The sequence below is a fragment of the Paraburkholderia sp. Cy-641 genome (assembly GCF_011752945.1).
Classification (GTDB): Bacteria; Pseudomonadota; Gammaproteobacteria; order Burkholderiales; family Burkholderiaceae; genus Paraburkholderia.
In genome coordinates this window covers 35,460-49,307 of record NZ_VWWM01000057.1, presented here as the reverse complement: position 1 = coordinate 49,307, position 13,848 = coordinate 35,460, and the positions used below count along the sequence as shown (strand labels likewise).

The window sequence follows — 13,848 nt, the reverse complement described above, 5'->3', positions numbered from 1 at the left end:
GGCCGCGCCGGTGGCGCCCGGTTCGGCCGTGGCGGCCGGTTCCGCCGCGTCGGCCGCGGCTGCGTCGGGCGCGTCGCAATGAAATTCGCGCGCCCCTTGCCCTCACTGGCGCCGCGCCTGCCGCTGCGGCCATGGCTCCCGCTGTTGCCGCTATTGCCGCTGGCGGTCGCGCTGAACGGCTGCATCAACGTCGGCCCCGACTACACGCTGCCGAAGCAGGCGCTCGTCAACGCGCCGCTCGCCAAAGGCGCGCTCGAAGGCGCCGACCCCACCCTGACCTCGACCCTCAACACGCCGACGGTCTGGTGGAAGCTCTACGACGATCCGGTGCTGAACAGCCTCATCGACGAAGCGCTGAAGTCGAACACCGATCTGCGCGTCGCGGCCGCGAATCTCGCGCGCTCACGCGAGGCGCTCGGCGTCGCGCAGGCGCAGGGCGGCTTCTCGGGCAAGGCGTCGGCAGCGGTCGAACGCGCACAGGAATCGGCCGAGCAATACCTGCTCTTCGAGAAACTGCCGGTCGCCAACGAAGCCGACCTCGGCATCAGCATCTCGTACGAAATCGATCTGTTCGGCAAGCTGCGCCGCGGCGTCGAAGCGTCCGCGGCGGACACCGAAGCCGTCGAAGCCGCGGGCGACCTCGCGCGCATCACCGTGGTCGCCAACGTCGTGCGCTCGTACGTCGAGCAATGCTCGGCGGCCGAGGAGTTGCGCATCGCCCAGCAATCGCTCGCGTTGCAGAAGCAGCGCGTGGACGTGTCGCGCCGTCTGCGCGACGCGGGCCGCGGCAATCAGACCGAAGTCACGCGCGGTCAGACCCAGGTCGACAACCTCGCGGCCGATATCCCGCGCTACACGGCGCGCCGCAAGATCGCGCAATACCGGCTCGCGGCGCTGCTCGCGCGCGCGCCGTCCGATCTACCGCCGGCCGTGCTCGCCTGCGATCGGCTGCCGCAACTCAGCCAGCCGATTCCGATCGGCGACGGCGCCGCGCTGCTGCGCCGCCGCCCCGACGTGCACGAAGCCGAGCGTCAGCTCGCGGCCTCGACGGCACGTATCGGCGTGGCGACCGGGGCGCTCTATCCGAGCGTGAGCATCGGCGCATCGACGGGCTTCACGGGCATTCTCGAAGACATCGGTACCTCGCCGACCGGGCGCTGGGCCTTCGGTCCGCTGATTAGCTGGACCTTCCCGACCAACGGCGCGCGCGGCCGCATTCGCGAAGCCGAGGCGTCGAGCCAGGTCGCGCTCGCGAAGTTCGACGGTGTGGTGCTGAACGCGCTGCGCGAAACCGAGACCAATCTCGCGACCTACGCCTCCGACTACGCGCGCGCCGATTCGCTGCGCGCGGCGCTGAAGTCGGCCGCGCAATCGGCGGATGAAACGCACCGGCTGTATCTCGCGGGCCGCGAGTCGTTCATCTCCGATCTCGACGCGACGCGCACGCTGACGGCGGCGAAGTCGCAACTCGCGGGCGCCGAGGGCCAGGTGGCAGTCGATCAGGTCAATCTGTTCCTGTCGCTGGGCGGTGGCTGGGAGGTCGGCGGGCAGAGCACGCCGGGCGAAACGCCGGCGCAGCTGAAGGCGACGCCTGTCGCGGCGAAGGCGGCGGCCATGCCGGCGACGACAACCTCGGCGGGCAAGGCACCCTGAATACCGGACACCGCGATTCGCTACGCGGTCACGTCATGTCGGCATGCCTGCAAGGCGCGGCGACGCTTGGGGGATGCATCGGCATCTTCACGGTGATCATCGCCATCGTGGAGGAGGTTCGGTTCGCCAGTTGAGTGAGGCGGGTGCGGTGCGGCTTGTCCCGCCTTACCCCGCCCTACCCCATCCGCCGCGCCGCCAGATGAATCGCCGCCCGCACCCGCGGATACGTGCCGCAACGGCACACCACCGGCGTCATCGCCGCATCGATATCCGCATTGCACGACGCGCGCGCACCCCGGATAGCCAAGCCGCAGCAGAACTTGCTGCCCGCCATGCCGAGGTCGCAACACAGCACCCATAGCAATGACATCTCGTCGACACAGCGCCCCTCACTGTCTGTCCATTGATATTCGGCATTGCCACGCGGCTCTCCCGAGCTTCAAAATTTCAGGATTTCTGACAATTTCAGCAACTAGCGGATCGCGCTCTCCAGCACAGACTTGCGTCGCACCGTTACGCGGCGGAAATCACAAGGGCGTGGCTTCTCAACGCATTTCAGGGATTACCGAATCTATTCGCGGTACAGATATCCCCGGTCAATTCTCGGCATCGTGCCGTTGCGTTTCATCGAGAAATGGAAAACGATCGCAGGCCATACATTCGATGAAGCTACCGCTTGCCTCAGGAGCACACACCTGAATTCATGCGATCGGCCGATACGTCTGCCTGCGCCCTATCCACCACCGGAGAGAACCGATGTACACGCCGAAACAGGTCCGCACACTTGCCCTCACGGGCAAGGTCCTACCCGTGTGGAACGGTGAGCCCGTGGTGTTTCCGGTGCGCCTGCAAGGCATCGAAAAGCTGGGCAAGCTCTACGAATACTCGGTGAAACTGAAGACTCGCGATACGCCGACACTACGCGCTACCGCGGCACGCGCGATGATTAGACCCGACGAACTCGTGGGCCGCGAAGTCAGCGTGTCGATCCAGTTCGATGGCAAAGGGACTTTCGTTGCGGGCCTGCCGGGCGAGAGCGGTCTCTCGAATAAGGGAGCCGGCTTGCGCGAGATCACCGGCCTCATCACGGACATGGCACTCGCCGGAGAGGACCCGCGTCATGCCTACTACCGCATGACGATACGTCCATGGCTGTGGCTCGCGACACTGAACCGCGACAGCCGCATTTTCAGGAACATGAATATCGCCGAGATCACGAGACAGGTGCTCGATGCCTATCCGTATCCGGTCGATTATCGCCTTGGCGCGCCGGGACTGGCCCAAGGCTGGCCGAAACGCGACTACGTGCGGCAGATGTGGGAGAGCGATTTCGCGTTCCTGCGCCGGATATGGCGCGAATGGGGCATCACGTTTTTCATGGAAGGGCCGACGCTGGTCCTGTGTGATTCGCCCGGCAGTTATCACGCGCATCACAACATGTACGACACGATCCGGTATCAGGCACCCGACGGCGCACGCATCGACGAGGAGCATATCCACAGGTTCGAGGTCTCGCGCGCGCTGACGGCGGGCACCGTTACCCTCACCGACTACGATCCGACGCGCCTCGGCCGAATCCTGCTGTCCGATCCGTTGAACCGCTACGACAACCTGCCTTATGCCGACACCGAGCAGTACGACTGGGGCGACTATTCGCAACCGCTGGCGGGTTCGGGCGGACTGTCGGGAACGCCGAACGACATCGAGGACGAGGCTCGCTACCTGGCGAACGTGCGCGCCGATGCACTGCGTGTGCGCAGTCTCACGGCCCAGGGCCGGGGCAACCTGCGCGGTCTGGCTATCGGGCATACCTTCCACCTCGAAGGCCATCCGGATCAGACCGCCAATGCCGAATACCTCGTGAGCGCCCTGACGCTCGATATCCGCGACAACGACGAGGCCAGCGGCAACGAAAAGCCATACCGGTGTATCACCCGGTTCGAACTGCACCCGGCCAACCGTTTCTACCGCAACCGGCTGAAGAAGAAGCCTCAATGCGGCACGGAAACGGCGATCGTCACCGGACCGGCAAACTATGCGATCTGGCCGGACGCTCATGCGCGGGTGAAGGTCCGCTTCGTCTGGGACCGGCTCAGCGAGCGCAACAGCATGGCGAGCTGCTGGGTGCGCGCGGTGTCGCCCTGGCAGGGCATGGAGTACGGGTTTGCCGCGCTGCCGCGTGTGGGTCAGGAGGTCGCCATCAGTTACCACGAAGGCGACCCGGACAAGCCCTATATATCCGGCCGCATGGTGAACCGCACGCAGCTGCCGCCATGGGAACTGCCGAAGAACCAGGCGCTGACGGGCTGGCGCAGCCGGGACCTCGAAGGCCTCGGGGCCAACAGCGTCGTGACCGACGACACGCCCGGCAAACTCCAGGTGCAGGTGACGAGCGATCATGCGAACTCGCGGCTGGTACTCGGCAGCAATACGCGCATCGACGGCAACCGCGGACGGGCCCAGGCACGCGGCGAAGGGTTCGAACTGGCGACTGAAGCGCATGGCGTGGCACGCGCCAATCGCGGCATGCTCATTACGACCGAGACACGTGTGGGCGCGGACGCACCCATGAAGGACATGGGCGAAACGGTGCAGCGTCTGCGGCAGGCGCGCGAGCAGCATGAGGACATGGCGCGATTGGCGCAACGACACAAGGCGCAGGACGCGCAGATGAACCCGTGCGATGTGACCGCCGGCATGAAGGCGCAGAACGACGCGATCAGAGGTGGCGCAAAAAGCGCGGCCTACCCGTCGCCGGAAATGACGCGGCCGGACCTCGTACTCGCGAGCGCGTCGGGTCTCGCCGCAACGGCCGCCGACAGCACGCATCTGGCAAGCCAGAACGATCATGCCGTCACGGCGGGGCGCGACGTCAGCATCGTGTCGGGCCGTTCGCTATTTGCGTCGGTGCGCGGCGCCATTTCGTTCGTGGCGGCGCAATTCGGCATCCGGCTGTTTGCGGCAAAGGGCAAGGTCGAGATTCAGGCACAGAACGACCAGATGGCGCTCGCCGCGCTGAAAGACCTCACCATCACCAGCACCGACGGAAAGATCGTCATCGAGGCGGCGCAGGAAATCTGGATCGGCTCGCGCGGCTCGTACATCCAGATCAACGGCAGCGGCATCACAAACGGCACGACAGGCACGATTCTCGAAAAGTGCGCGAGGTGGAGCAAGACGGGGCCCGACTCCATGCCGCGGCCACTCGAGACTTTCAGGCCCGACTATCAGGCGCGGTACGTCCTGCTCGATCAGAAAAGCGGCTTGCCCATGGCTCGGCATCCTTACCGGTTGTATCTGCCGACCGGGAGAGCGCTCAGTGGCATGACGAGCGACAAGGGAGAAACGATGCCCGCATTCGCGCCGGCATCGCAATCGGTGCAACTGCGGGTCAATACCGCGAGGCAGCAGTCCAGAGTCGAGTCGTGGCACCTCGCGGGTGGCGGGACGGAGGTTTTTTCTGACCACATTACTGAATGAAACAGCCGGACAGGAGACCATGAAGTTATGGCAGCACAGATGATTCCCGTTGACACAACAGTGACCATTCGGGAGGACATACCCAAATACGTCCGTCTTCCGCATCAGGCGATGGGTTACCTCGAAGAAAAAATCCGCTCGGCGATGTGGTGGCCCGAGGTACTCCGGGTACAGAGGTCGGATGGCCTCGTGGGAACGAGCCTGCTCAAGCAGATTGCAATGAGCGCGGCGATTCGCGCGGATGAAAGGAAGCATGAGTTCCGCTGGCGGTATAAGGCCGAGGTGTCGTTTGATATGCGGCCGTGGATCACAAATGAATATCCGCCCATACCTTTCCTCAGTCGGACCGATGGTGACATCCCCGGGCGCCGTCACAGCCAGAATCCGTTTCCCCTACCCGGCAGCCTTGCAGGCGAAGTCCGCCGTCCGGACGTGGTGATCGTCGAGAACGAGGGCAACCGGTGGCCGGGTCGTGGGACCGTCGATCACGACGGCATGGCTCAGTGGCCGAACCTGCTGAGGCTCGTCGAGGTCAAGTTTCCGGGAGACACCTGGGGCGAAAACCAGGAGCGCGACTATCTCGGCATTGCCGGCGATAACCGCCACATGACCGTGCTGAAAGTCTCGGGTGGTGAGGAACGTGCAAAGGCAATGGTCGAGGCGGCCATTGCCGCCGGGTTCCTCGGCAAGGTCGCCGGCAGGCTGCTGCTGCGCGCCCGGCTCCGCTCGAAGATACCGGTCCCACAGGCCGCATGGTTCGAGCCGTGGAGCGCGCTGGAGGGCGCAGCCGATTCGGCCGCGAGCGGTGTGGCGGCGTTATGGGATACGGCGGCACAAGGGGCCCGCGAGCTTTCTGACGACACCCAGGCCTGGCTGCGTCAGGAGGCGCAGTGGCTGTTCGAGCAGGGCCGGTGGATAACGGAAGCGCATGCCGCCGGCCATGAATGGCACTACCTCGACGATGCAAACCGGGCCGTGTCGCGCTACACCGCTGCTGAACTCAAGGCCGCATGGCAGCAGATCAGACAGCAGACCGACCTGACCGTCCAGCAACTCCGGCAGATCGACTGGGGACAGGTGTGCATCACCATGTCCGGGGGGATGGCCGTGGTTGTCCTCGTCATCGATGGAGTCCTCGTTCCCGTCGTGCTAACGCAGGCCTTGGTCGGCGCGCTGGCCGCGCTGGTAGCGATCACCGCGACAGCGGGCGACGCAGCGCTGATGGCTGCACTGACCCGCTCGCCCAATTTTTCTTTTACTGCAAACGGATCACATGATGAATTCTTCCCATAAAAAGCCGGTGCTGACACCGGCGGAAGCCTTCAGCCGCTATGGCGAGGAACTATGTCAGCACGACAACCAGGGCCGGCTGGTGATCTTCCCCGACGTGATCGGCACGGTGTTCTTCGAGCGCGGTTCGAAGCCCGATGTACGCCGGGGACTGCTCGCCTGCTTCGACCGTTTCGAGCAACTGTTTGGCCCTTACCTGAAAGGCGGCAGGAATGGCGATGACGGCCGCTTCAGCCGGAAGACACCACGCGGGATCGAGGCGATCCGCCGGGCAATTCTGGAAACCCCTCCAGAGGTCAAGGTGGAGGTCGTGCGCTCCAGCGCGATCGACGAGGATAGCGCCGCGGCCTATCAGATCAAGACGCTGACCAACCGGGCCATGGCGGCGGACTACGAGATTCCGGGTGGAGCCATCGTGAAAAAGGGACGGGACCGTGGTCTGTCGTACATGAAATTCTGGATGCCGATGGATTTCGTGAACACGCCCGAAGGTGTCCGGAGCTACGAGGCGTTCCTGCGTTTTGTCTGCGAACAGCTTCCGGTGCGGGGTGGCTACGGCGGATTCTCATCCATCCTGCCGTACAGTTTCCACGAGTATATGCCGCAGGAATGGGCGCTTGCGCAACGGTTCAGCGGACTGGAAATCGACAGCTACGCGTTCATACAAGATATGGAATACAACACCATGTCGTATACAGGCGAATCAGCGGAACGCCCGACGGAGATTTACGACGACCTTCCTCCCGGTGCAAAAGTGAGGCGTTACGGGTTCATCAAGGGCGTGAACTGGTACACCCTCATTGGCGACCTGTTTGTCGACCGCCTCGGCGGGGAAGCCGCCGTGCGAGCCGACCTGGCACGGCCTGACATTGGCATCGGGCGGGTCGGCCACTGCCTGCTGATCCGCGCGGGCGACTTCCCCCGCCTCGGCGCGCCTGAGGAGGGACTTCCCGAACCCTACGTGTTCGTCAATCGCGTGCTACGCGTGCTGCGTAATCCCGCGCCTCCCTCGCTGCACACCAACGTGCCGGGCGCCGACCATGCCGACCCCGATGGCACCCGTCGATGGGAAGCCCGCTTTGATCTGCCCGGTGCGCCTCCCTTGCCGCGCACGCCTGAAATCGTCCCGCCGAAGAGAAACTGACCCAGCAAACTGATCCAGGACAACGACATGGATTTTATTCGGCTCGGCGACACCACCGACCACGGCGGCAAAGTCGTCACCGCCTCGACAACGGCGGACTACGACGGCGTAGCACTCGCGCGCAAGGGCGACCTGATCGAGTGTCCGCTACACCCGCAGATTCAGCCTAACGTCATCATCGAGGGCGACGACACGATGATCGATAACGGCGTGCCGCTTGCTCGCGCCGGTCATCGTGGAACATGCGGCTGCCGCCTGATTTCGAGCGTGCGGTGACGTGGCGATCATTCTGGCGTCGTGCCGAATCCGTGCGATGCGCCCTACCCCATCCGCCGCGCCGCCAGATGAATCGCCGCCCGCACCCGCGGATACGTGCCGCAACGGCACACCACCGGCGTCATCGCCGCATCGATATCCGCATCGTTCGGATTCGGCTTGTGCTTGAGCAGCGCGCAGGCCGCCATCAGTTGCGCGCTCTGGCAATAGCCGCATTGCACGACGTCGAGTTCGAGCCATGCAGCCTTCAACGCCTGCGCCTCGCGTCCCTGAAGGCCTTCGATCGTCGTGATCTTCTGCGTGTGCAGGCTCGACATCGGGGTCTGACAGGCGAAGCACGCGGCATCGTCGAGATTGATCGTGCAGGCGCCGCAGATGCCCACGCCGCAGCCGAACTTCGTGCCCGTCATGCCGAGGTCGCAGCGCAGCACCCAGAGCAACGGCATGTCCGGCTCGGCCTCGACCTTCATCGCGCGTCCGTTGATATTCAGTATTGCCATGTTGTTCTCCCGAATCGCGAAACCAGGGCCGAGCCCGATCGAACCCACGCTTACGCGAGCTTCAGCGGCAACGTGCGCAAACGCTGCCCGGTCAGCGCGAACACCGCGTTGGCCACCGCCGGCGCAACCGGCGGCACGGCCGGCTCGCCGACGCCCTGCGGATGCAGCTGGCTCGGCATGATGTCGGTTTCGATCGCCGGACACACGTTCATTCGCACGACCGGAAAGTCCACGAAATTCTTCTGCTGCACCTGGCCGTCGACGATCGTGATCTCGTTCTGCAACGCGCTCGACAAACCGAACACAATGCCGCCTTCCATCTGCTGACGGATCAGGTTCGGATTCACCGGCAAGCCGCAATCGATCACGCACACCACGCGATGCACGCGAATCTGCTTCTGCGGTCCGATCGACACCTCGGCAACCTGCGCGACGACGCTGCCGAACGCCTCGTGCAGCGCAATGCCGCGCGCACGGCGCGCGCCGTCGTTAGCAGGCTCAAGCGGATGCCCCCAGCCCGACAGCACCCCGACACGCTTGAGCACCGCAAGATGCCGCGGATGCTGCGCGAGCAGCGCCGCGCGAAATTCGAGCGGGTCCTGCTTCGCCGCCACAGCGGCTTCGTCGGTGAAGCTCTCGGTAAAGAACGCCTGGTGCGAATGGCCGACCGAGCGCCAAAAGCCGACCGGCACCGGCAATTCGACGATCTCGTGCGACACGCGCGCGGCCGGCCACTCGTATGGCTGATCGAACGCGCCTTCGCAAGTGGTCTTGTCGATCGGAATGCGCGGCACGCCGTAGTAGCGCGCAAGCGCTTCCGGCACGATCGCCTGCCCCGCCGATTTCGCGTGCCACGCAACGAGTTTGCCGTCACCGTCGAAGCCGGCCCGAAGCCGCGCCGCGCAGGCGGGTCGATAAAAGTCGTGCGTGAAATCCTGCGCGCGCGACCAGATCGTTTGCACCGGACGGCCCTCGGCTTCGCGCGCAATGACCGCGGCCTGCGCGATGAAATCGAGTTCGAGCCGCCGCCCGAACGCGCCGCCCAACAACTGCGGTTGCACGTCGACGAACCCGGCATCGATGCCGAGCGCCCGCGCGACGTGCTGCCGCGCGAGCCCCGGCATCTGCGTCGAGACCCACACGGTCGCCGCGCCGTCCGCGACCCGCACCGTGCAGTTCAGCGGCTCGACCGCGCCATGCGCGAGATACGGCACGTGGTACACGGCGTCGATCGTGCGCGCCGCGCGGCTCATCGCGTTGTCGAGATTGCCGCGCTGGAAGTACACATGGCCGTCGGCACCATCGAGCGCGTCCAGCAGATGGCGATCGATCTCCGCGCTCGACACCTTCGCGGCCGCGCCGTCCTGCCAGTCCACCTTGAGCGCGGCGACCGCGTTCATCGCGCGATACGGGTTGTCCGCGATCACGGCCACGCCGCCGGTGCCGCCCGCATACGGCGCGACCGCGAACGCCTTGACGAAGCCCGGCATGGTCCGCACGGGCGTTGCGTCGAACCGCGCGACGGTGCCGCCGAGCGTCGGGCACATCACGACGCTCGCGTACAGCAAGCCGCCCGGCAATACGTCGATGCCGAAACGCGCGCTGCCATCGATTTTCGACGCGGCCTCGATGCGCCGCACGGGCTGGCCGATCAGCCTGAAATCGGCGGGCTGCTTCAAGTCGACCTTGCGCGGCAACGGCTGCCGCGCCGCCAGCGTCGCCAATGTGCCGAAGCTCGCCTTCCGGCCTGACCCGTGCAGCACGTAGCCCTTTTCCACGCGGCATTCGCCGGGCGCCACCTGCCACTGTTCGGCCGCCGCGCCGATCAGCATCGCGCGCGCCGATGCGCCGGCTTCGCGCATCGGTGTCCACAGATCGTTCATGCTCGACGAACCGCCCGTCATCATCGTGCCGAATTCGCGCACCGCCTTGCTCGTGATCCACACGACGCCGCGCTTGACGAGGCTATCGTCGTCGGGCCGAAACGGCAGGTCGTCGACAATGCTCTGCACGGCGTTGTAGATCCGGTCGATCGGCGCGGCTTCGACGCTGACCCGCGACCAGTCCGCGTCGAGTTCCTCGGCAAGCAGCATCGCGAGGCCGGTGTGGATGCCCTGGCCCATTTCGCTCTTGCCCATCAAGATCGTCACGCTGTCGTCGGCGGCGATCTTGACCCAGCCGTTGAGCGCGACCTGCGAGCCTTGCACCGGCAATGGCGCCGACGTCGTCAGGCGCTGCCGCGGCGGCAGCACGCCCCAGCCGAGCAGCAGACCGCCCAACGCGCTGGCGCCGCCGAGCAGGAAGGTTCTGCGCGTTAACATGGCATGGCTCGATGGCATGGCTCGACCGGCTGGCACGATGACGGGAAAGCGGCGCAAGCGCGCAGACGCCCGACTCCGTGCCCGACTCCGCTCGCGCCGTTGTTTGCGAATAGTAATAAGACGAACCGGCCGGCGGGAGACTTAAATGCGCGCACGCGGCTCGGGTGGCCGTGCGGTATGGGCGTGCAAGGAATGCGGGCGGCGGGGGAAAATCGTGGGGTGCTTCATTAACTGCGCGCGGCTAGTGCCTGGGCGCTGTGTGAAGTTTCATGTAACCGCATCTCGCGCGGTGCGCCGGTTCCCCAGGCACACCACGCGTATTGCTGCAACTCAAACCCTTCAACGGCGATTCGAACCCGACACCACATCGATCCACACGGCCAGCACGAGAATGCCGCCCTTCACGATCATCTGCCAGTACGCGTCGACGTCGAGCATCGACATGCCGTTATCGAGGCTCGCCATCACGAGCGCGCCGATCAGCGCGCCGTACACGGTGCCGGAGCCGCCGCGCATCGAGGTGCCGCCGATGAAGCACGCGGCGATCGCATCGAGCTCGCCCATCGTGCCCGCCGACGGCGAGCCGGCCGCGAGCCGCGCCGTGTTGACAATGCCCGCGAACGCGCACATGAGCCCCATCAGCGCGAAGATCGCGAGCTTCACGCGGTCGGTGTTGACGCCGGACAGCCGCGTCGCTTCGAGGTTCGAACCGACCGCGTAGATGCGGCGGCCGAACACGGTCTGCGTGGCGATCCACGTGAAGATGCCGAGCAGCGCGAGCAGCAGCAGCACGGGCACCGGAATGCCGCCGTAGTGGTCAAGCGTGGCCACGAAGCCCGCCAGTATCGCGCCCGCGCCGATCACCTTCGCGACGTCCTGCCAGAACGGCACGACCCGCAACTGATAACGCTGGCGGTTCGCGCGCTGCCGTATCGTCAGGAAGGCGAGCAGCACGAACATGACGATCGCGAGCGTGTCGCCCGCGAGCCGCGGCAGATAGCCCTGGCCGACGAATACGAAGCTATCCGAAACCGGTGCGATGGTCGAGCCGCCCGTGACGCCGAGCAGAATGCCGCGATACGCGAGCATGCCGCCAAGCCCGACGATAAACGACGGCACGCGCCGGTACGTCGACCACCATCCGTTGAACACGCCGACCGCCACGCCGAGCAGCAGCACCACGGGAATCGTCACGCCGATCGGCCAGTGACGGTTCACGTCGAGAATCGCCGCGACGCCGCCGAGCAGGCCGAGCAGCGAGCCGACCGACAGATCGATCTCGCCGGCGATGATGACGAACACCATGCCGCAGGCGAGCATGCCGGTAATCGACATCTGCCGCAGCAGGTTCGATATATTGCGCGGCGTGACGAACGCGCCGTGCGTGAGCACCGAGAAGAACGTCCAGATCACCGCGACGGCAATCAGCAAGGCGAGAATCTTGTAGCGCGCGAACAGTTGCTGAATGCGCTGCGCGCCGCCGAATCCGCCTCGCGGCACGGCATGGTCGGTGCGTTGGGAAGTCACGTCGGGCGTCATGCGGCACTCGCTGCGGTTAAGTTCGAAGAGGGATGCACGGGACGGATCGCGGCGCCGAGTATGTCTTCCTGGGTGAGACCGTCGTTGACGAAGTCGCCACGCAATTCGCCTTCGCCGATCACGAGCACGCGGTCGCTCAGGCCGAGTACTTCCGGCAATTCGGACGACACCATGATGATCGACATGCCGCGCTGCGCCAGTTGAAAGATCAGCTTGTAGATTTCGTATTTCGCGCCGACGTCGACGCCGCGCGTCGGTTCGTCGAGGATCAGCACTTTCGGATCGGTCAGCAGCATGCGCGTGAGCACCGCCTTCTGCTGATTGCCGCCCGAGAGGCTCGCAATCGACAGCATCGGATTCGCCGCGCGCACCGAAAGCCGCCTCATTTCCGTATTGATCGTGTCGAGTTCGGCGGCGGAATCGATGCGCCCGCCCGATGCGAAACGCTGCAACACCGCGAGCGTGATGTTGTGGCCGACGCTCAAGCCCGGCACGATGCCGTGACGCTTGCGATCCTCGGGCACCATCGCGATGCCGGCGCGAATCGCGTCGATCGGCGCGCGAATCTTCAAGGGCTTGCCGTCGAGCATGACGCTCGCTTCGCTCCCGCCCGCGTACGCGCCGAAGATCGCCTGCATCAGTTCGGTGCGGCCCGCGCCGACGAGTCCCGCGACGCCGAGAATCTCGCCGCGCCGCAACGAGAACGACACGTCGTCCACACGCTTGCGGCGCGGATTCGTCACGTCGAAACAGGTCACGTGGCGCGCTTCGAAAACCACCTCGCCGATCGGATGCGGCTCGCGCGGAAACAGGTTTCTGATCTCGCGGCCCACCATCAGCGAGATGATGCGGTCGGTCGTCAGCGCGTGCATCGGCTCGGTCGCGACATGACGGCCGTCGCGAATCACGCTGATCGTGTCGCAAACCGCCGCGACTTCGTCGAGCTTGTGCGAGATGTACACGCAGGCAATGCCGCGCCGCTTCAGATCGCGCACGATGTCGAGCAGAATCGCGATCTCGGCGGCAGTCAGCGACGACGACGGTTCATCGAGAATCAGCAGCTTCGCGCGCTTGTTGAGCGCCTTCGCGATTTCGATCAGCTGCTGATGGCCGCCGCCGTAGTTCATCACCGGCTGCGCGGCATTGATGCCGCTAATGCCGAGTTCGCGCAACAGTTCGTCGGCGCGCTGATACATCGCCGCGTAGTTCATGCGGCCGCCGGGCAGCGTGATTTCGTTGCCGAGAAAAATGTTCTCCGCGACCGAGAGCTCCGGCACCAGCATCAGCTCCTGGTGAATGATGATGATGCCCGCGCGCTCGGTGTCGCGAATGCTCGTGGCCTTCAGCGACTCGCCTTCCCAGCGTATTTCGCCATCCCAGGTACCGTGCGGATAGACGCCGGAAAGCACTTTCATCAGCGTCGACTTGCCCGCGCCGTTCTCGCCGCACAGGCCCACGCATTCGCCCGGCGAGACGGTCAGGTCGATGCCGTCGAGCGCCTTCACGCCGGAAAAAGCTTTGACGATGCCGCGCATCGTCAGAAGAGGTTGCGTCATTCGCTATGCCTCGCTGCAAGGTGGGCGGGCGGCCACGCTCGCGGGCACCGTGGCCCGCGAAGCGTGGCGCTCACGCCGCGCCCGTCTTC

The 13,848-nt window shown here is 65.2% G+C and carries 9 protein-coding genes and 1 pseudogene; 5 read left to right on the top strand and 5 right to left on the bottom strand.

The genetic code is table 11. The features are described 5' to 3' along the window. The first annotated feature begins 78 nt into the window (after positions 1-78). Positions 79-1,653, top strand: coding sequence for an efflux transporter outer membrane subunit (locus tag F3J20_RS25425; protein WP_167284935.1), 1,575 nt, complete (start codon positions 79-81; stop codon positions 1,651-1,653). A gap of 175 nt (positions 1,654-1,828) precedes the next feature. Here F3J20_RS25425 and F3J20_RS25420 read toward each other — a convergent pair. After that, positions 1,829-2,076, bottom strand: a pseudogene (locus F3J20_RS25420) (hypothetical protein). A gap of 333 nt (positions 2,077-2,409) precedes the next feature. On the opposite strand from F3J20_RS25420, the gene tssI reads away from it, so the two are divergent. From tssI to F3J20_RS25400, 4 genes are read left to right on the top strand one after another with little or no spacing between them, the layout of a single operon-like run. Then, a complete protein-coding gene (gene tssI, locus F3J20_RS25415; RefSeq protein WP_167284931.1) occupies positions 2,410-5,133 on the top strand; it encodes a type VI secretion system Vgr family protein in 2,724 nt (907 codons plus the stop codon). Positions 5,134-5,160: 27 nt separating this feature from the next. Next, a complete protein-coding gene (locus F3J20_RS25410; protein ID WP_167284925.1) occupies positions 5,161-6,426 on the top strand; it encodes a VRR-NUC domain-containing protein in 1,266 nt (421 codons plus the stop codon). Beyond that, on the top strand, positions 6,407-7,567 hold the full coding sequence (locus F3J20_RS25405; RefSeq protein WP_240162900.1) for a type VI immunity family protein: 1,161 nt from the start codon (positions 6,407-6,409) through the stop codon (positions 7,565-7,567). The genes F3J20_RS25410 and F3J20_RS25405 overlap by 20 nt, the downstream gene beginning before the upstream one ends. A 27-nt stretch (positions 7,568-7,594) precedes the next feature. Next, positions 7,595-7,843: a PAAR domain-containing protein gene (locus tag F3J20_RS25400; RefSeq protein ID WP_167284923.1), complete on the top strand. Its 249-nt coding sequence runs from the start codon at positions 7,595-7,597 to the stop codon at positions 7,841-7,843. Between the two features lie 44 nt (positions 7,844-7,887). On the opposite strand, the gene F3J20_RS25395 is transcribed toward F3J20_RS25400, so the two are convergent. From F3J20_RS25395 to xylG, 4 genes are all read right to left on the bottom strand, one after another. Further along, positions 7,888-8,343, bottom strand: coding sequence for a (2Fe-2S)-binding protein (locus tag F3J20_RS25395; protein ID WP_167284921.1), 456 nt, complete (start codon positions 8,341-8,343; stop codon positions 7,888-7,890). A gap of 50 nt (positions 8,344-8,393) precedes the next feature. Then, entirely contained in the window at positions 8,394-10,664 is a 2,271-nt protein-coding gene (locus tag F3J20_RS25390) for a molybdopterin cofactor-binding domain-containing protein (protein ID WP_167284920.1), read from the bottom strand. A gap of 339 nt (positions 10,665-11,003) precedes the next feature. After that, positions 11,004-12,203, bottom strand: a complete 1,200-nt coding sequence (locus tag F3J20_RS25385; protein ID WP_167284918.1) for a sugar ABC transporter permease — start codon at positions 12,201-12,203, stop codon at positions 11,004-11,006. Beyond that, complete coding sequence (gene xylG / locus F3J20_RS25380) at positions 12,200-13,759, bottom strand: D-xylose ABC transporter ATP-binding protein (protein ID WP_167050151.1); 1,560 nt, start codon at positions 13,757-13,759, stop codon at positions 12,200-12,202. Before xylG ends, F3J20_RS25385 begins: the two co-directional genes overlap by 4 nt. Positions 13,760-13,848: the final 89 nt, after the last annotated feature.